The 18,514-nt window shown below is 43.4% G+C and carries 14 protein-coding genes; 7 read left to right on the top strand and 7 right to left on the bottom strand.

All coding sequences use genetic code 11. The features are described 5' to 3' along the window. Positions 1-93 precede the first annotated feature (93 nt). Positions 94-876, bottom strand: a complete 783-nt coding sequence (tcdA, locus tag OV592_RS19785; protein ID WP_406609748.1) for a tRNA cyclic N6-threonylcarbamoyladenosine(37) synthase TcdA — start codon at positions 874-876, stop codon at positions 94-96. Between the two features lie 417 nt (positions 877-1,293). On the opposite strand from tcdA, the gene OV592_RS19780 reads away from it, so the two are divergent. Further along, a complete protein-coding gene (locus OV592_RS19780) occupies positions 1,294-1,821 on the top strand; it encodes a DUF4136 domain-containing protein (RefSeq protein ID WP_016401941.1) in 528 nt (175 codons plus the stop codon). Positions 1,822-1,864: 43 nt separating this feature from the next. Here OV592_RS19780 and OV592_RS19775 read toward each other — a convergent pair whose 3' ends face one another. Then, positions 1,865-3,271 carry a diguanylate cyclase gene (locus OV592_RS19775; RefSeq protein ID WP_406611448.1) on the bottom strand — a complete coding sequence of 469 codons (1,407 nt, stop codon included), beginning with the start codon at positions 3,269-3,271 and terminating at the stop codon, positions 1,865-1,867. A gap of 172 nt (positions 3,272-3,443) precedes the next feature. Between OV592_RS19775 and OV592_RS19770 the strand changes: the two genes are divergently transcribed. After that, positions 3,444-4,478 carry an acyltransferase gene (locus OV592_RS19770; RefSeq protein WP_406609747.1) on the top strand — a complete coding sequence of 345 codons (1,035 nt, stop codon included), beginning with the start codon at positions 3,444-3,446 and terminating at the stop codon, positions 4,476-4,478. 40 nt (positions 4,479-4,518) lie between these two features. Here OV592_RS19770 and OV592_RS19765 read toward each other — a convergent pair whose 3' ends face one another. Continuing rightward, the gene (locus OV592_RS19765; RefSeq protein ID WP_406609746.1) at positions 4,519-5,802 is read right to left on the bottom strand and encodes a hypothetical protein; all 1,284 of its coding nucleotides are present in this window, start codon (positions 5,800-5,802) and stop codon (positions 4,519-4,521) included. Between the two features lie 205 nt (positions 5,803-6,007). On the opposite strand from OV592_RS19765, the gene OV592_RS19760 reads away from it, so the two are divergent. Continuing rightward, positions 6,008-7,105 (top strand): DNA alkylation repair protein, encoded by a 1,098-nt coding sequence (locus tag OV592_RS19760; protein ID WP_406611447.1) that lies wholly within the window; start codon positions 6,008-6,010, stop codon positions 7,103-7,105. A 71-nt stretch (positions 7,106-7,176) separates the two neighbouring features. Here the strand turns inward: OV592_RS19760 and OV592_RS19755 are convergent, their stop codons facing one another. Both OV592_RS19755 and OV592_RS19750 read right to left on the bottom strand, forming a co-directional pair. After that, entirely contained in the window at positions 7,177-10,554 is a 3,378-nt protein-coding gene (locus tag OV592_RS19755; protein WP_406609745.1) for a DUF5060 domain-containing protein, read from the bottom strand. A 292-nt stretch (positions 10,555-10,846) separates the two neighbouring features. Beyond that, positions 10,847-11,575: a substrate-binding periplasmic protein gene (locus OV592_RS19750; RefSeq protein WP_406609744.1), complete on the bottom strand. Its 729-nt coding sequence runs from the start codon at positions 11,573-11,575 to the stop codon at positions 10,847-10,849. Between the two features lie 384 nt (positions 11,576-11,959). Here OV592_RS19750 and OV592_RS19745 point away from each other — a divergent pair, with 384 nt between their 5' ends. Together OV592_RS19745 and OV592_RS19740 are read left to right on the top strand one after the other, a co-directional pair. Beyond that, a complete protein-coding gene (locus OV592_RS19745) occupies positions 11,960-12,922 on the top strand; it encodes a choice-of-anchor A family protein (RefSeq protein ID WP_406609743.1) in 963 nt (320 codons plus the stop codon). A gap of 272 nt (positions 12,923-13,194) precedes the next feature. Next, positions 13,195-13,662: a carbohydrate-binding protein gene (locus OV592_RS19740; RefSeq protein WP_016401933.1), complete on the top strand. Its 468-nt coding sequence runs from the start codon at positions 13,195-13,197 to the stop codon at positions 13,660-13,662. Positions 13,663-13,732: 70 nt separating this feature from the next. On the opposite strand, the gene OV592_RS19735 is transcribed toward OV592_RS19740, so the two are convergent. Further along, positions 13,733-14,767, bottom strand: coding sequence for a hypothetical protein (locus OV592_RS19735; RefSeq protein WP_406609742.1), 1,035 nt, complete (start codon positions 14,765-14,767; stop codon positions 13,733-13,735). Positions 14,768-15,061: 294 nt separating this feature from the next. Here OV592_RS19735 and OV592_RS19730 point away from each other — a divergent pair, with 294 nt between their 5' ends. Continuing rightward, positions 15,062-15,616 (top strand): cytochrome P460 family protein, encoded by a 555-nt coding sequence (locus OV592_RS19730; RefSeq protein WP_406609741.1) that lies wholly within the window; start codon positions 15,062-15,064, stop codon positions 15,614-15,616. Between the two features lie 5 nt (positions 15,617-15,621). Here OV592_RS19730 and OV592_RS19725 read toward each other — a convergent pair whose 3' ends face one another. After that, entirely contained in the window at positions 15,622-17,532 is a 1,911-nt protein-coding gene (locus tag OV592_RS19725) for a diguanylate cyclase (RefSeq protein WP_406609740.1), read from the bottom strand. A gap of 336 nt (positions 17,533-17,868) precedes the next feature. Here OV592_RS19725 and OV592_RS19720 point away from each other — a divergent pair, with 336 nt between their 5' ends. Further along, positions 17,869-18,282, top strand: a complete 414-nt coding sequence (locus OV592_RS19720; RefSeq protein ID WP_406609739.1) for a glycine zipper 2TM domain-containing protein — start codon at positions 17,869-17,871, stop codon at positions 18,280-18,282. Positions 18,283-18,514: the final 232 nt, after the last annotated feature.

Raw genomic sequence — 18,514 nt, 5'->3', positions numbered from 1 at the left:
TCCTTTGCTATTGAATTAAGCATAGAACAGCAAGCTCAAAAAACGAGGTAATCCTTTATTTTTTTAAGGCTTAGTGAATATTTATTAGACGCTTTAGTTACTTTTAGCGGCGAGTTTTTTCAGCACTCGAGACACGGCTGCAAAGGCAAAACTAGCGGTTAGGTGAGTGACCGCACCAAAGCCACTGCTGCAATCCATACGCATAGTACCGCCCGCATCGGGTTTGGCCATACAGGTTTCACCATCACTGCTTGGGTAAATAAGTTGCTCGGTAGAATATACGCAATCTACCCCAAACTTACGTTTAGGATTTTTACTGAAGTTGTAGAATCTACGCAGCTCGTTGCGGACTTTGGCTGCTAGGGGATCTTGAATGGTTTTGGCCAAATCTGTAATTTGGATTTGCGTAGGATCTATTTGTCCGCCTGCGCCACCTACCGTTATGAGTTTGATTTTGTTGCGTTTACAGTAAGCGATTAAGGCTGATTTAGCTTTTACGCTATCAATGGCGTCAATCACATAATCAAAGTCTTTGGTGATGTATTCACTAAGGTTATCTTTAGTGACAAAATCTTCAATTTCTAGGCATTGGCAATCTGGGTTGATCTGCAAAATACGCTGACGCATTACCTCGGTTTTTGACTGACCAACAGTGTTAGCAATAGCATGGATCTGACGATTGGTATTCGTGGTGCAGATGTCATCGAGATCTATCAGGGTGATTTTACCAATGCCACTTCTAGCTAAAGCTTCTGCTGCCCACGAGCCAACGCCACCAATGCCAATTACACATACGTGAGATTGTTGGAAGGTGTTGAGCGCCGAGCGACCATAAAGGCGCGCAATGCCGCCAAAGCGTTGTTCAAATTGAGACATGGTAAACCACTATAAAAATAACGGTGGCGATTATAACAAAGCCTTGGTACTTGGTTAAGCATTAGGGTCTGTTGATCTTTGCTGATGGTTTTTGCAGCAATTTATTAGCCATTTAGGCGAGGCAGTGAGTGTGCAGTTAAGTGGGCTTAATAATCACTCGCTAACGTTAAATAAATGGCTAAGAAATGCTGCCCGAAGGGTTCGGATAAGCGAACTTTACTCTTTGTTAAGCACTTCTTGCTTAGCCCACTAGGCTTCTAAGTGCTCGCCGCGATTAAAGCCCGCTTATCTCGAACAAAATTTCAACACCAAAGATCAACAGCCCCTAGTCACAGCAATAATGGGTGGGGTAAATTGGCGTACTTGTGTTAGATTTAAGGTATTGAAATTTGTGCTTATAAGCACTTGGAGTGAACTATGTTTCGAATTTTTGCAATTGCGTGTTTGTCATTTATGGCCGCCGCATGCACGGTAAAGCCAGCACTAGATTACAATGTTGATCAAGATTTCTCTCAATTCAAAGATTTTGCCTTTGTGCCAATGCCAGAAGATGCAGTGGCAACCATTGATGGTCAACGAATTGAACGTGAATTAACCGCCCAATTACAGGCTAAAGGTATACCAGCGGTAGCGGTTGAAGAAGCCGATATGCTGGTCGACTACCGGGTTGATATAGCAACGGAGTTAGAATCATACGGTGGTTCGTTCTCAGTGGGCGTAGGCCGTAAACACGGTGCAATTGGCGTAAGCTCGCCTGATCGCTATAAAGAGCGTAAATACGGTAAGTTAGTTGTAGAGTTTTTTGACCCAGCGACTAATGCCTTGGTATGGCGCTCTATTTCGCAAAGCCAACTGCGTGAGACCATGGGGCCAGAAAGTCGCGCTGAGTTCATCAATAAACAAGTAGCATTGATGTTAGAAAACTACCCACCAAAAGCTAAATAATAGATTCAATTACCCGCTAAATAGCCTATTTAGCGGGTAAACCTTATTCCGCCAATACACTTCTATTTCGGCCATTTTGCTTGGCGCGATACATCGCTTTATCGGCGCGATCGACCAATAGGCTAGCAAGGATCTCATGGGTTTTTATTTGGGCTATGCCACAGCTAATGCTCATGGTAAGTAAGTTGCCATCAATATCGAGTTCGCTTTGATTCACGCCTAAACGAATCTTTTCAGCTACTTCTAGTGCCGCTAACGCATCGCAGTTAGGCAGCAAAACAATAAATTCCTCACCGCCCCAACGGCATAATATGTCTGATTGGCGAATATATTGGCGGGTTATTTCGGCCACTTTTTTTAAGGCTTTATCACCGACTAAGTGGCCATACTTATCGTTTACTTGCTTAAAGTGGTCGATGTCGAAAATGATGATGGAACAGGGGCTATTGGCCCGGTGTTGAATATCTATAACTTGCTCTAAGCGACCTTCAAAGGTTTGACGATTATAGATACCGGTTAATTTGTCGGTGGATGCCAGCGTTTCTAAGCGGCGTTGATAGCGGCCTAGGGTAAAGTTAGCCACAATTAACATGCAAACCGTAACTAACAGGCTAATGCTTAAGTTTATCCAAAGCGTGTGTTTTAGATCTTGAATCGCTGGAACATCTTGCTGTTCAACAATTAGGTACCAGTTAAACTCTGGGATATAGCGAGCATTCAAATAGTGTAGTTGACCGTCTTCGCTAAAGCGATAGCTGTTTTTGGCAGCGCTAAGCAGCGAAGCTGCTTGAGAGGCTAAACCTTTACGCAAACTAATATTGCGCGGGCCTTGGAAGTTAGCGCCACTTAAGGTGACATTACCTAAGGCATCGATGAAATAAACGCTGCGTTGATAGCGTGTTTGGTAGACTTGAATAAGCTCTTTTACAAACTCGATGTTAAGCCCAACTCCGGTTACGCCAATCAACTTTTCTTCAAAGTCGAATACCTTGTAGTTAACAAAGACCGTGGTTCTGCTTTGGTCTGCAGTGTCGTAATCGATGTTGATTTCGTACTCTTGGGAAGGCGGTAATTGGCTGACGCGATAAAACCAAGCATCATCTGGTTTATCACTGGATATGGTCTTAATAATGCCAGAAGGGTGATAGTAACGGCCACTGTGGCTAGAGACAAAAAAGCTTGTAATCGTTTGGTAGCGCTGTTGAATGTTATCCAGATAACGAATGATTGGCTGGGCGTCTTTTTCGCCGGAAATCGCCCAATCACGAACAAAAGTATCTTGCGCCATCAATGATGAAATAAAGATCGGTTGCAATAAGTCTCGTTGAATTTCCGAATAAACGGTATCGCTAGTTAAAGGCAGGTGATTAGATTCAATTTGGTCTCTTAGTGAGTTATGCGCAACTTGGTAGCTTAACCATGAGGTTAGCCAAAAGGCACACAACAGCATAAAAGATAAGCCGAAAACAAACTTTCGTTTGTCATTCCATGGGCTATAAATTGGCACCTGCACTCCTTGCAAACTGGCCTTTATTCAAGATCTTAGTGTAAAGTTAATGTAAGGCTTAGGCAACCAAACTGCTGCTGGCCTTCTCATTAATAATAAAAAGGTTAATATTGCTATGGCTAATAATCAAGTGGCTAAGCCGTCGCTGTTCTATATAGAGTGTTTACGCTTTATCGCTGCCATAGCAGTAGTGGGTATTCACGTACTTGGCCCTTATCGCGAATTGGTGCCCGAACTGGCTTGGCACGAGTGGCTTCCAGCCATTTCTCTTAATGCTATTAGCCGCTGGGCAGTGCCTATTTTTATCATGATTAGTGGCGCTTTGCTGATGTCGGATCAGCGGCCATTTAATGCAGCCCATTATTTACCAAGGCGACTTGCCAAGGTGCTTTTACCATTTTTAGCTTGGACGGTTATTTATGCCTTTGTTGGTGGTTATCAAGAAGGGGCTTGGTCTTGGGAGGCTACCGCGACTTTGTTGGAGCATTCGCCTAACGAGCATACTTGGTACCACCTATGGTTCTTTTACGACTTCATCCCTCTCTATTTTGTGATTCCCTTGCTTGCTCCCTTACTTTATAAGATGGAAAAACAACGTATTTTGCTGCTACTGGCGGCTTGGTTAGTGCTTACTTTAATGCACTGGCTCAAAGTAGAAACGCCACTTCGCCAAAACATTATTTTGTATAGCGGTTACCTAGTAATGGGCTGGTATTTGTTTAATAACGACCAGCAAGCCCACTTGAAGTTTTGGTTGGCAACCGGTGGGGCGATGCTGGCATTTAATGTATTAGGCAGTGCCTTTTATATTTGGCAACAGGGTGAATACAGTAGTGTATTTATGGGCTATAAAAGCTTGAACACTGCTGTAATAGCCATGAGCTTATTTGTATTGATAAAAGCTTATGCTGAGCGGATACCGCAAGGAGCACGTCCTTTGATTAAAACAATTTCTAAGTACAGCTTTGGGATTTATTTAGTTCATCCTTTGTTTCTCATTCCAGTGCGTAATCCTGACTATGGTATTTATCAGTGGTTTGGCCACTCTAGCATTGCGCTCGTTGTGATTAGCTCTGCTGCCTTGGGGCTCGCCTTTGTGTTGAGTTGGTTGCTGACTCGCTCGTCGCTAACCCGCTGGTTGGTGCCTTAATGTAAAAATAGAAGTCAGCCAAGGGCTGACTTCGCTCAGTTTACCGTTGTAATTCGAACCAGTCTTTTTGTTCTAATTTTTGTGTACTTTTCCGCATTAATGAACTTGGTGTCTGTGCTATCCATTGGTCTATTAGTTGGTGGTACTCACTTTCAAAATCTTGGTAAGTTAAGGCGCTTCCGTCAGGGCGTTTTGCATAAGCATTGAAAGCTTTTCTAAAGTCCGGGTTAGGTTGATTTATTCTGTCGTATTGATATTCAGGATATTCAGCGTAATCAACAACATGATACACACCGTTATCTGCAATATGTTTGAGCACGTTAATGATAAATCCCGGAGACGTTGCTTCTAAGTAGGATACTGCTATGTTGTAGTGGCCATAGGCCACCGCACCTAATGTACTTTCCCACTTATCGTCTAAGGGGTCACGTTGGTTGTGATTCGATGGGCTAGCAATATGGCCCATGGCATACTCAGCACTACCTTCTAAAAACCAACGATCTACTTGACTTAAGTAAGTTAGGTATTGGTGTTGTAGAGTATGCATCAGTTCGTGTGTAACTATGTAAGCTGAGCTAGGTCTTGAGTCGTTGGTTCTCGCTGTATAGCCTACTAAGTTTCCTGTTGCCCATAAGTTACTGTTATTAAAGGCAGTGTTTAAGCAAACCAACGATTTTCCGGGTAAGGTTTGCCCAAAGCTGGTGGAGAGTTCACTGGGCAAATAGTGTCCTTGGACTAAAGCAATTAAGCTGTTGATTTGTTCTGGGTTTAAATGGCGAATTTGTTGATATAGATAATGACGTTTGGAAGTGCCGGTCGTTAAGTCTTGATAAGATGTAGGGAGCTCATCGCCTGTAACTTGCATGAACAGTGCTTCTCCACCTCCTTCATTTAAGCGTTCATACAGGTAATCTGTAGCAACTAAATATGTTTCTAAACTAAATGGGTAACGCTGTTGAAAAGCAATTAAATCAACCCCAATTTGCCTTTTCAGCTCCTGCAATCCAAATTCAGTCCAAGTGGCAAAGCGTTCAAATAGCTCCTTACTTGTCCCGCTATTACCAAATACCAATACGTTTTCTGTTTCATAGTAAGCATCGTAGTTTCGACAAACACTGCTGTCATACATTGAAATTGAGTTGGTTGGGTAAATAAAGCCGCTGGCTTTTTTTGATTTTTGTTCGCCAAATATCTCAGGAAATTCTGGTATCGGTTCTTCTACTTGATCCGATTGGGAGCTAGCCGAGCCACCGCCGCCACAAGCTATCACCGACAGAGATAGCAGCGCTATTGTAAGCATTTGCTTAGAGGGTAATAATTCCATTTAAAGCCTTCTAGTTTGAGATGAGTTATTTTTTGTTCAATGTATTCTTTTCTATCTTATATAAATACTTGGTGACGCCTTAATTGTGATTTGTGTCAATAGTGGTTTTGTTAATTAGTTTTAAATACTTACTGATTTATTGAAATCAACAAAGAATCGTTTATACCTGCTGAAGAATAATCTTGGGGAGAATAGAGTGGAACTAATGAAAAATGGTTTAGCCGAACCCGCAGTGCAACGTATTGCTCTCGGTATAGCGGCAGTTTATCCGCAGTTTGACCGTGAACAATTTGTTGATTTAGCACTTGATGGCTTGGAGACCTTAGAGCTAAAGCAGCGGGTTATGCATTTGATTGCGGTGTTACAACAAACCCTGCCAGAAGACTTCACCGAAACGGCTAAGATACTGGTTGCGCTTCCTGAGCATTGGGATCGTGGTGACCCAGACGACAGCTTACGTGGTTTTGCTATTTGGCCAGTAACCGATTTTGTGGCAGTGGCAGGAATAGCGCATCCTCAGCAGGCCTTTAAGGCTTTGGCTGCATTAAGCCCATTATTTAGTGCGGAATTTGCGATTCGCCCATTTATTGAAAAGTATCCTGAGCAAAGTTGGGAGCAGTTACTTGCTTGGACAACCAGTGACGATGAACACTTGCGACGCTTAGCGAGCGAAGGTTGTAGGCCGCGCCTTCCTTGGGGAGCACAACTAAAAGAGTTGATCGCAGACCCTGCACCAATTTTACCGATCCTCGAAGCGCTTAAAAATGATAGTAGCTTGTATGTTCGTCGTTCAGTGGCAAATAATCTCAATGACATCGCTAAAGACCATCCAGGGTTAGTTTTGGATCTTTGCCAAGTTTGGCAACAAGGTGCAAATGCCGATCTACAGTGGTTAATAAAACATGCTACGCGTAGTTTGGTAAAACAAGGTCATCCTAAAAGCTTTCCATTACTGGGTTATACCGCTGATCCTCAGCTAAAACTTGAAGAATTTGCGGTATTAGATCAGCAAGTGACAATGGGTGACTCGCTCACTTTTGCGTTAGCGCTGCGGGCTGAAGAAATGCAGCAAAAGTTTGTTTTAGATTACGCTGTGCACTTTATGAAAGCTAACGGTAAAACCGCCAGCAAAGTCTTTAAATTAAAGAACCTTAGCCTAAACAAAGGAGAGATGTTTGCGATAGAAAAGAGCCATTCTTTCAAAGCTATCTCTACTCGCAAATACTACCCTGGTGAGCACTTTGTGGCTTTGCATGTGAACGGACAAGAAATTGACCGTTTAGCTTTTACATTAAAAGAGTAAATACTTACTGGCGCGCAGGCTAGCTGAGGTTGGCATGAAAAAGGGTTAGCTAAACTAACCCTTGATGGTTTTTATTGTGCTGTTAGCTCAAGTAAACGCCAGCGCCCACGAGCATAATCTGGCTGCCCGTTGCTAGAGATTACTTCACCATTAGATGTGGAGTTGAATTCAATTTGAATCACATCTCCTTGAGTTAAAGAAATATTATTCCAAGTATGTTTAGTGGCTTGATAGTTATTGGCTGATTTAGGATTAGTGTACTCAGCTAATTGCTGGCCATTTACCACTAAGCGGTAGCTGCTTTCACCATCATTTTCAGTCAATGTAGTAATGGTAATATCGTAGTTTCCACTTTCGTTATTAAAGGTATAGCGTGCCGCTGCGTACTTGTCTTTGTAGGCACCTGCATTTACCGCTAGCGCATTATTAGCATTGTCTTTATAAGCTGGAACAAAACCGCTCACTTGTGAAATATCAAAGCTATTAATATCTAAGCTAATTTTGCTTGTTGGCGGCAGGTTGGGTGTATTACCGCCTTGACCATCTTCGTTTAGCTCTCGGTTTGTAATAAGCACAACCCAGTCTTGGTTTGTTTGGCTAGGCGCAGTGCCAATGTTGAGTTTTGCACCACCGGTCAGGCTTAAACCTTTGCTTAATACACCACTGCGAGGGTTGTACCAATATACTTGGTAAACGTGGTTATTGTTTAGCTGAATATCGGTAGTTCCGCCGTTACGCAGGTTAACAATGTAGTTGTGTTGCAGGTCGGATAGTACCCAATCGTTAGTGCTTGACGTAGCACCGTTATCTACTTGAAGATCTTGCAGGTTTAAACCCAACTGCTGTTGCAAGATGTTACTAAAGAAGTAATTAACATGGCCAGTTTGTTGCCATAGTTGGTCAAACTCGCGTAAGTCTTCTACCGCTAAGTCATAGGCGTGGGTACCATCATTTTTTAAGTACCAAGAGAAACCCGCACCGCCCGACATAACACTGGCCCACATCCAGTAAATACGCTGGCGAGAACTTACATCTTGATAAGGTTTAGGCGCATGGCTACCCGAGGCTTCGGTATAGGTTACGTACCATTGCTTACCGGCTGCAGCGGATTTGTTTAGCCAACTAATCGTTTCGCCATATACCGAATTACGCGTGGCTGTAGCGCTCGCATTCTCGGGAATGCTGCCATATTGAATGGTTGGACCGCCGAAGCTAGCGTGACCTAACATATCATCGTAACGATCGTGTTGGCCTGGGTAAGTATGCAGGGTAATGCCATGATTATAAGGGTCGAGATTTTGAATATAATCCGAGTAAGATTTTAACGCTGCAATTGAAGTGGCATCTTGCTCTTCGCCTAGGTTCCATTGAACTGCAGGGTGGTGAGCAAAGCGTGATATTAACTCTCGGTAATATAGCTTACGCTCTAAACCTAGAGTGGCATTGTTTAGTAAGGTTTCGTTTTCAGTTTCTTGAGTCATCATATGCAGCATTAGACCTTGCTTGGTCATATGTGCAAATACACGCTCCCATTGGTCTAACTTACTTACGTCAAAGGTGCGTTTGTTGTTGCCATTTTCTTGGTAAACCAACCAAGGATGAGCGTCACAACCGTCACCTTTCACCGTGTTAAGCATCATATAAGCGCTGTTTACTTTGCGTGAACCCAGGTAATTAACTAGGCCAATTAAGCCTTTGCCTTTGCCGCCGGCCCAACTAGGGTCACCGCTTTGCCAGTCACTTTCGTGCTCAGAAAACTGGTGCAAAATGCCCTTACAAGAGCCGCCGCTGCCTTTTACGGTATTGTCAAAGTCAGCATAACCTAATAGGTTTTCTGGGCTACCTAAGCCTGCTTCAATGTAGATATTGCCTGTACCAGCAAAGCGTTGGTAGCGTTCGCCGTCTAAGTGTTGCAATAAACCTTGGCTGCGTAAGTCTTGGCTATCGGCGGTAGACGCTGCAACGGAGAACTGTCCTTGCTGCCCATCAATATCAGCAATTGCCTGACCAGCATTGAGTTGATCGCTTACTGCAATATTAGTACCTTTGCGGAAAGACACTTGGTAGTTCCAATCCCCCGTGCTTGGTGGCATAAAGTAAGCGCGCCAAACATCACCTTGGCCAGCGCCAGAATCTGCTGCGTTACCGTTGGCTGCAAAGTGCCCAGGTACAACGAAGCGTTGATTGCCTTGGCTAAAGGTCACGTTAAAACGGTGATTAGTGAAGGTGGCGTCGTTACCTTCATCAGCAAAATAGCCTTTACAGGTAAGCTCTACGCGATGCCATTGTTGGTTTTGGTCGCTAACTTCACAGGTTTTTGCTGTGGTAGTTGCCAGCGTTTCTGGCAGTTCTAAATCTTGAGCTTCGCCATTAGCTACAGAGCTATGACGAAAAACGATGCGGTCTACTTTAAAAAACTTCGAACGCCCCGACAGAGTAAAGGTATATTCTTCACCTGCTTTCAGATTGTATATCGCATTATGTTTAGCGTGGTTTTTATCTAAACGTTTACCTGATGCCCAAACAAACTGCTGATCGGCACCACCATAAAACTTAGTATCAGAGCTTAAAATGTCTTTGGTGGCATTACCTTCGCCTGCAACGGCTTCATAGTTACCATCTAGTCGCACATAACCGTCGTTGGCTACATCGCTGCGGTTGTCTATGGTCTCTCTTGCCACGTACATATGTAGGTGATAAGTGCCGGTTTGGGCAGCGGTAAACGTATACTCTAAAGGTGAATTTACCGGACCTGAAATATAGCTATTGCCGTTAAATTCTAAGTAGCCGTTACCGGTGTAACCAGCGAGGTCAGATTTTTGTTGCCACTCGCCCAACTCTGACTGAGTATTTTCAGCTTCAATAACAATTAGGCCATTCAGCTCTTGGTATTGGGTGTTTACCGAAGGAGTACTGCCGCCGTTGTCACCGCCATTGTTGCCTCCGTTATCACCGCCATTATCACCGCCAGTGTCGCCCCCATTGTCACCACCGTTACTATCCATTTCCCGGCATACTTCGCTGCCACATTGGCAGTAACTTTGGTCGCTACGTGAATTTACACAGTCATTGGCAATGTTACCGTAGGTGTTTTTGCACTGGGCGGTAGTATCACATTCGTCGCCATATTCGGGTTCTGGCGGCGCAGTAGGCTGAAGATCGGCACATATCCCGTCTTCACACATACAATAGCTTTGGTTACTGCGCGAGTTAACGCAGTCATATGCGGTTTCACCATAAAGGCTTTTACATTCAGAAGTTAAATTACATTCATCGCCTTTTACCGCAGTAAGTTGTATAGACGCAGGCTGAGCGCTAAAGCTATCTAACAATTGATTTAAGTTGATGCCTTGGCTGCCTGTTCCGGCGTTGGCAAATAAAGAAAAGACAAGGCATAAGAAGCCTACTAAATCCTTGGTCTTTCTCGCTTTGTGTTTATGTTGTTTCACTGGATTTTCCTTGTGTTTGTTTGATCAACAAAGTGCAAAGAAGGCTTATCTTTATCAGTGATAAACCAGTCGTCTGGTCTGTAACGTTTGTACTTAGCGTTGAGTATTTAAATTGATTAACTTTTTATAATGTTTTTTGTCAGCGAGGATTTGAGCAATTAATTATCAATATGTAAAGTTGTAATTAATTGTTTTAATTGATTTTTTTAATCAATTTTAATCTCATATTATTTAAGGGCTGAGAATGAGGGTTTAAGCTGTTGCTCATTGGCGACAGCTGACAGAGAAAGGACTATTTTAAGAAGCCATGGGTGATCATTGGGTAACGATCGGCTATTTGTTGGTATTGGCCGTTGTTAACAATTGTTGCTAAACCACGATTAAATGATTCAAGCAGCTTCGCGGCGCCTTCTGTTTTACGTGATATGAGCAAATGCACGCTACTGCTCATTACATCATTATTAGATATACACAAAACTGCCCGTTGTTGAGGACTTAAGTAACGGTTTATAAGGGTAGTTACGGCGACTCTATCAATTAAAAATGCATCGATGCGTTTGGCAAACAGCTTTTTTAGGTTTTGTAAGTCTGAATTCACCTCTTCGATTTCATATAGGCCTTTGTCACCATTTAGCCAAAAATCTTCGGTATAGGTGTAACCTCGCACGGCGCCTACGACTTTGCCTTTTAAACTGGCTAGGCTGGTGAACTCCCCTGTTGAATTTAAGCTAACTAATACGCTTCCGCCGTACCAAAGTGGCTCTGAGTGAAAGAAATGCTCTTGACGTTCAGATTTAATCGCCCAATAAGAAGTGGCTACATAACTACCTACTCGGCTGGAGTTTAATGCGCGTTGCCAGGGCAAATAACGAAAACTCACCTCTGTTTCTACGGCAGCAAACGAGGCTTTAACAATGGCATTTATTAAACCTTCATCATCGCGGTATTGAGAGGTGAAGGGTGGATGCTCACCGCTGGCTATAGTGATGCTTTCAGCAGCGCTCTGGTTACTGACTATCATTAGGCTTAAACAGAAAAGGGTACGGAACAAATAAATAATGGTAACTCTCTATTGGTAATAAACACAGCTGAGTAAAAAAGCTAAAGCTTATGTTAAGCGTAGTTCTCGCCTAGCTTTAAGCAAGGTTTCCAGCTGAGTATCGTTGTTCGCTAGACTGTATTTTTAATCTTGTCGAATTTTTTTACAACTAAACTCTTATTGTATTGTTTAATAATATATACACATGAATAAAGCTATGAAAATTAACGCTTTTACTTAGTTGGCCTAATTCCTGCTTTTAAGCTGTCAGTTTTAGTAGTTTGTATTTATAAGTATTTGAAAAATATAAACTTGGTCAAATAGTTATCAGTTTTCGGTCGTTGCCGTAGTAGTAGGAAATGTTTTATGTATTTTGCAAAGTTAAGTCGATTTACGCTTGTGACCTTTTCATTGGCCTTGTCTGTTGCTTCTCAAGCCAGCGTATTAAGTGACTACAACTTAATTCTTACCGGTGATTACAACTACCAAGGTGGAGAAGTAGAAGGTCGCACTCTCCTTGGCGGCAATCTAAATGCTGCAGGTCATTCGCCTACTTTTGCAACCCGAGAAACCACGGTTATTAATAAAGACACCGTGACAGTTGTGGGTGACGTTAACGCTACCAATATTAACCTTAATGCTGGCAGCTTAAGTTATGGCGGCAGCTACAATGTAAATGGCAATGTTAACCTTAACGGTGGCGGCTCAGCCGTTCAAAGCATCAGTGCTAAGAATCAACTGGATATGCAGGCTACTTTTGCTGCCGTAGAAGCGGAGCTAAGAGCAGACTCTGCTTACTTCGCTGGCCTAACCAGTAACGCAGTATTAAGTGGCAGCCATTTGTCCTACGCTGGTAGCGATAGCGTGGCGGTGTTTGATGTTGATTTTTCTAGTATCTTCGCCCAAAACAATTCATTGTCTTTAGATGCCGGTTTAGCTGAAACTGTGATCATTAACGTATCTGGTAGCATTGTAGATATTGCTGGTGGGGTAAATCTTACCGGGAACGGCTTTGCCATTGATGCGGGTTTAGGCAACCTTGGCGCAGAGAATATTTTGTGGAACTTCTATGAAGCGGAATCAATCAACTTCAATAACTTAGCAACCGTAGGTTCGGTGCTAGCTTTAGATGCTGATATTACTGGTGGCGCTGTATTTGACGGAAGTGTAGCTGCCAAGAGTTATACAGGTGGCAGAGAGTTTCATAGCCATGGTTTTGATTGGACTCCCCCGCAAGTACCCGCAGTGGTAAGCGAAAGCTCAAGCTTTATGCTATTTATTTTAGGCTTAGCTTTAGTCATTGTGTCGCGTCGTCGTAGTCGCGTCTAAGTTACTCTCGCTTAAATCTGATTGAAAGCCTCAAGTTTACTTGGGGCTTTTTTGATCCCGCTAAGCTGTTCTGTTTTTTTATAAGCTTTAACTAAATTACCCACTAGTGTGAGCGTTCACATAATCTCTGTTAAATAAATTTAACTGATGAAATAAATGCGAGTAGTTTTGGCCTTAGGCCGAATTTTGAACATCCGCTTAGCGCAGTATCAAGCCATATCGATATTTGGTCGTAGAACATAATTTGATAGAGATAATGAGGGAGCAAATCAATGAGCGTATTACCTAAGCATATTAAAAATCTACTGCTGACATCGGCCCTAGTTGCCATGGCTAGCCTAAGCACAGCGGCTAATGCGGCGATTAAAGTAAAGGCCGAAAACTTTAGCCAACAGCAAGGGGTACAAACAGAACCTACGGCCGATGCTGATGGCGGAAATAATGTTGGTTATATTGAAAATGGTGATTGGGTGGAATACGCCATCGATGTCCCAGCTGCTGGCGAGTATACGTTTTCTGCGCGAGTAGCCAGTGATACTAATGGCGGGCGCTTTGTTGTGCTGGCTAATAACGCTGAAAAAGCCACGGTAAAAGTGAAAGGAACAGGTGGCTGGCAAAACTGGGTTACCCTAGAAAATACCCTTAATTTAGAAGCCGGTGCGCAAACCTTACGCTTTAACTTTAAAGGTTCATCAGGCTATTTGTTTAACATTAACTGGTTTGAGTTAAGCGCTAAATAATTAGCAACTAGACAAATTAGTGATGATAGAGCCTCGCCCTAGAGCGAGGCTTTTTTGTGCTTACGATATATTAATACAGCAATGTTGCTTGGTAAGCGCCGGTGAGGCTATTAAAGGTGATTCTGGTAGAGCCTGCGCTGTTTACCTTTAGGTTGGCGCCATTTAAGTCGACAATTCCATCGTTATTGTTGTCTCCAAAGTTACGTGACCAGTCATCGTAGACGTCAAACTTAAAGTCGGTGGTACCATCAAAATACACCACTATAGACCATGTGTAGTCGTCGATTAAGGTCATCGGAATCGAATTCCAGCCGCTTGGTTGACCACGAAAATATACCTGTGGGTAACGCTGTAACAGTAGGCCCTGGCCAATTTGTTCCCCGGTATCAAACAGTCGATAATTTTTGCCGTAGTAATTATCTATATGGATATTTTGTCCATCGTCATACTCTAAATAAAACTCAAGGTGTCGGTAGTATTCGATGTACTGTTGGCCACTCCATACGCCGCTAAGGCCATGTTGGTCGGCCACAATGTGACTTAAGCTTAGCGCTCGGCGGTAACTGGTTTTCCAGTTGTTGTCAGAGTAAACCATGGTCACTTTATCTTGCTCGCTATGTGATTTTGCGCGCGCTGTAACAGAGATTAAGCTGCTGGCTCGGTAGGCGTCATCAAGTGCTATTGCTTGATGACTGAGGTTTGTTTGCAGGTAGTCGTTAAACTGGTAGTTCTGTTGCTGGTTGTTGTCCCAATAGGTTTGCCCATTTACCTTATACTTAATGGCAAATTGGGTAGCGGCAACCGAACCGGCGAGTGGCAGCCTAAATGCAAAGTTTTCGTAGCCGCTATGGCTTGCTCCCACATAAAAGGCCGGGTGATCTAACCACTCTCCGTTGGATGATTGGTAATGCAGCCAAACCTGTTTATTGGGGCCAATGTTTTTTACCTCAATTGCGCCCTCTAATTCGGCGCTATCAAAGCCATTTTCGAAGTATGGGGTGAAGTGAGCATGCTTTAGTCTTACTTCTTCAGCGGCTTGCACTGCGAAGCTGAAAACAGAGAGCAAAACCCAACCAGCTATCACTTTTAGTGATTTATTTTTCATATTGCCTTCCTTGGATTGTTTTTGAGATGAACTCGCCATTAATACTGCTGCGAGCACGTTGAATATAGCAATGGCTAACAGGCTTGCTGGTTAAATCATCATTAACTAATCATTCTTTTCGTACTTTGGTACGAATGCGCTGGTGAGGGTTTTATCTTGCCCCGTTGTTTTAGGCCTGCTTAATCCAGTCCTGTAAGTAAAACTTAAAGCTGATAATTACAGCTTCTTTGGTGGGTGTGGAATAGTAGCGCCATCGTTAAGCGTTGTGGTGTTGGTCACTGCCGAGGAATAAGCATGTTTAAATATATAGTTAGTGGGCTGTTGGGTTTGAGTATTAGTTTTAGCGGAATGGCTAATGCCAATAGTTACGCATTAAACCAGGTGTACGCTGAGTTAGTTGGTACGCAGGGTGAGATTGCTTTTCCAGCTGATTTTCAGCGTAACCTGGTTCATTTAGGTACAACGGCGGTAATGAGTGAATCCATGCGTGTGCAAAATTTGAATGGTATTTATACTCAAGCCGCGGCTGTCGAAGCATATAACAGTACCGGAAAATGGCCCGACGGCACCTTATTTGTGAAAGACGTTAAGTTAGTCAGTAGTGAGCGTTTAACCACTGGTTTGGTATATCACCAGCAAGCTAACGATGTATTTTTTGTCATGATAAAAGATACTCAAGGCCGCTTTGCTAATAACCCTCATTGGGGTGAAGGTTGGGGATGGGCGATGTTTGACGCGACACCAACGGTAAACGTGAGCGAAAGTCGAGCTCAATGCCAAGCTTGTCATGCGCCACGTCGTGATAATGATTGGCTGTATACCGATCAATATCCTGCACTACTAAAATAGCAGGTTTATCGGTTGTTTTGGGCTTGTTCAGCAAGCTCTTGTGGAGCGGTAGTCACTCTATTTCGACCTTGGCTTTTAGCTTCATATAAGGCTAAATCTGCTCGATGCACTAAGTGGTTGGTGGCTTCGTCACAGAGGTATTGAGCTACGCCAAAACTGGCAGTGATTTGCTTATCAGGTAAAAACAATTTGGTTGCGATAGCGGCGCGTAGTTTTTCTGCCAATTTGTATGCGCCTTCAAGATCGGTAAGTGGGCAGATAACCAAAAACTCCTCGCCTCCCCAGCGGCCAACTTCATCTATTTGCCGAACCGTTTCTTTTAGGCTCGCCGCAACATCTATCAACACCTTGTCGCCAGCTTGGTGGCCATAAATGTCATTGATTTGTTTGAAGTGGTCTATATCGATGATGATTATGGCAAATTCTTCATCTGCTCGCTTATAGCGTTGAGCTTGTTGTTCTAACAGTTGATCGAGTTTTCTTCTGTTGTGGGTCTCGGTAAGGCTATCGGTGCTGCTTAAGGCTTCCATGGCTTTGTGCAAAGTAATGTCGTGAGAGATTTGAGTGAAGGCGTAAATCTCTCCGTGGCTATCTTTTCTTGGTGTTATCACGGTATCTATCCAAAGGGTTTTTCCTGAACTGGTTTGGTTTTTTAGCTCTCCCTGCCAAGGTTTGCCAGCTAATATGGTGTCCCAAAGATCTCGATGTACTTTGGTTGAAGTACTAGGGTGACGAATTGCCGCGTGAGTTTTGCCAATCATCGATTTTCTATCTACTTCAAAGGCTTTGGCTGCGGCGCTACTAAACTCGGTGATAACTCCTTTAGAGTTTGTGGTACTAGACATAATGTGTTGGTCTAACAGTTTGCGGCTAGCACGCAGCGCATGCAGAGTGTCAACCAGCTTGGTTTGCAAATTAGTCGGGTAGATGGAGACTAGCCAAGCCAAAGGTAAAGCTATCACCAATATAATCAAAGTACTGGTTAACACCGCATAACGGCTGTTTTTATAGAGTTCTTCAAGCGCATGTTGTTTAGGTTGTTTAAGCACCCACAAACCCTGTTGGTTGTTAAAACTGTCTTCTAAGTCCATACGATAGTTGTGTTTGGCTGCCATTAAGGCTGGGCTTAGTTCGCCAATTAGCTCTGGGTATACTTCGCTTAATGCTCCACGCTCGGGAAAATAAGCGCTCCAAGATTTGCTAGGGTCGGGGTGACTTAAAAGCTCACCTTGAGCGTCGATTAGGCTAACCAAAAAAACCGACGAATATTTTAAGGCTTCAATGAGTGGGCCGGCGTCAATATTCAAGATGATGATGCCACGAAACATCTGGTTTACGTAAACCGGCGTGGCTACACGCATAGTTGGTTGAAGAGGGCGCTGTAGTTCACCATTTTCAAAATTTAAATCTACATGAGAGTGCCAAATTTCGCCTTGCTGCAGCGCCTTGGTTTCTTGAAAGTAATAGCGCTGAGATTTGTCTTGTAATTGATCATCTAGCACCAGTTGAAAGTCGCGACTTTGCGGGGAATGATTAACTCTTACTTGCTCATGACCAAGCTGGTCGATATAACGCAGTTGCAATAGTTCTGGTCGCGCCTTGGCTAAGGCTATGAATAGCTGGCGAAGTTTAAGGCGGGGAAGCGTGGTTGCTTGGTTAGCCGTTAATACCGCGTCCAAGGCATCACTTGAGCTTATAGCGATTAAGGTATTTTCAAAGCTAGAGATAATGTCTTCTATGGCTTCTCTGGTGTGCAAATCTTCCAGTTGCTCGCGCTCATCCAGCAGTGATGAGATGGCTAGTTTTTGGTAATGCCAGCCAACCAACGATGAGAAAAATGTTATTAACAAACTAAAGAGAACAAACACCAAAGCAATGCGTAGATGAATTGTTTTCCGTTTGGATAATAATCGCACTAATGGTGTCTCGCTATTAAATAGCCTTACTTTAGGTATAACCAATAAACCCATAATTTCTATGTGTCATACAGAATTTGTGACAGTGATTACTGAGTTAGGGTCAACTAGGTTTTAGTAACAAAACGCGCACTTATAATGGCTAGGTAATCGCCGTGCAGCCAAATAGAACTTGCCTTGGTTGAAACGGAAAAAGTGGCTAAACCACTAGGCTTATTGGCCGTAAAAACTAGCCTGCTATTGTTTTGAGCTTAGGTGAGCTAAATATGATTATTGTTTGCCTTTCTTGGTTTTTGGCTTGGGTATAATCGGCAAAAAAACAAGATTCTTAACACCATGAAAAACTTAATCTTATCGCTTCTTTGCTGCTTTGTTCTTGCAGGCTGTGCCTCTGAGCCGATTACCGTGCTACGAACTTCTTACGGTGAGGTGATCAGTGAGCAGACGGTTTCTAAAACGAAATCTAGCGGCTTAGCGACAGTTGGTGGTGCAGCCATTGGTGGTTTGTTAGGCAATCAAGTTGGCGGCGGCCGTGGTAAAACCGTAGCCACTGTTGCTGGCGCTGTGGCCGGTGGCGCTGCTGGTCATCAAGTATCTAAAACAGAAGAGGTGCATTATCAATATGTTGTTCATATGGACGACGGTGAAAAATTCATTTTGGAAACCAAAACTAAACGCCAGCCAATTGGCGCGAAAGTAGTGGTGGAGAATTTGTCTAATGGGCGAGAGCGGATTAATGTACTGCCGTAATAGTTAGGGTAGTTATGTTGCTAACCTTTGCCCTTAGTTGGCTAACTGGCTTATGGGGAACGGTGATGTTGGTAATTCATAAGTCTTAGTTAGTTATTTGGCATGTGGTTAGCCTTGATTTCGCCTTGACGGCGACGTCATAAGCTTTGAACAACCGAAGCTTACGTTGTAAAAGAAAGGCTGCCCCACATCTTCTTGATTCCTGCGTTGCGCGTTAAATAACGCGCCAGAG

Source organism: Agarivorans sp. JK6, from assembly GCF_045277145.1.
GTDB lineage: Bacteria > Pseudomonadota > Gammaproteobacteria > Enterobacterales > Celerinatantimonadaceae > Agarivorans > Agarivorans albus.
This window is presented reverse-complemented; position numbering and strand designations above follow the sequence as displayed.

What these genes read in the sequence shown, in the direction of transcription:
- tcdA (WP_406609748.1), bottom strand. Translation starts at nt 876, where the DNA reads ATGTCTCAATTTGAACAACGCTTTGGCGGCATTGCGCGCCTTTATGGT.
- OV592_RS19780 (WP_016401941.1), top strand. Translation starts at nt 1,294, where the DNA reads ATGTTTCGAATTTTTGCAATTGCGTGTTTGTCATTTATGGCCGCCGCA.
- OV592_RS19730 (WP_406609741.1), top strand. Translation starts at nt 15,062, where the DNA reads ATGTTTAAATATATAGTTAGTGGGCTGTTGGGTTTGAGTATTAGTTTT.
- OV592_RS19750 (WP_406609744.1), bottom strand. Translation starts at nt 11,575, where the DNA reads ATGATAGTCAGTAACCAGAGCGCTGCTGAAAGCATCACTATAGCCAGC.
- OV592_RS19760 (WP_406611447.1), top strand. Translation starts at nt 6,008, where the DNA reads ATGAAAAATGGTTTAGCCGAACCCGCAGTGCAACGTATTGCTCTCGGT.
- OV592_RS19770 (WP_406609747.1), top strand. Translation starts at nt 3,444, where the DNA reads ATGGCTAATAATCAAGTGGCTAAGCCGTCGCTGTTCTATATAGAGTGT.
- OV592_RS19740 (WP_016401933.1), top strand. Translation starts at nt 13,195, where the DNA reads ATGAGCGTATTACCTAAGCATATTAAAAATCTACTGCTGACATCGGCC.
- OV592_RS19775 (WP_406611448.1), bottom strand. Translation starts at nt 3,271, where the DNA reads ATGCTGTTGTGTGCCTTTTGGCTAACCTCATGGTTAAGCTACCAAGTT.
- OV592_RS19735 (WP_406609742.1), bottom strand. Translation starts at nt 14,767, where the DNA reads ATGAAAAATAAATCACTAAAAGTGATAGCTGGTTGGGTTTTGCTCTCT.
- OV592_RS19720 (WP_406609739.1), top strand. Translation starts at nt 17,869, where the DNA reads ATGAAAAACTTAATCTTATCGCTTCTTTGCTGCTTTGTTCTTGCAGGC.
- OV592_RS19745 (WP_406609743.1), top strand. Translation starts at nt 11,960, where the DNA reads ATGTATTTTGCAAAGTTAAGTCGATTTACGCTTGTGACCTTTTCATTG.
- OV592_RS19765 (WP_406609746.1), bottom strand. Translation starts at nt 5,802, where the DNA reads ATGGAATTATTACCCTCTAAGCAAATGCTTACAATAGCGCTGCTATCT.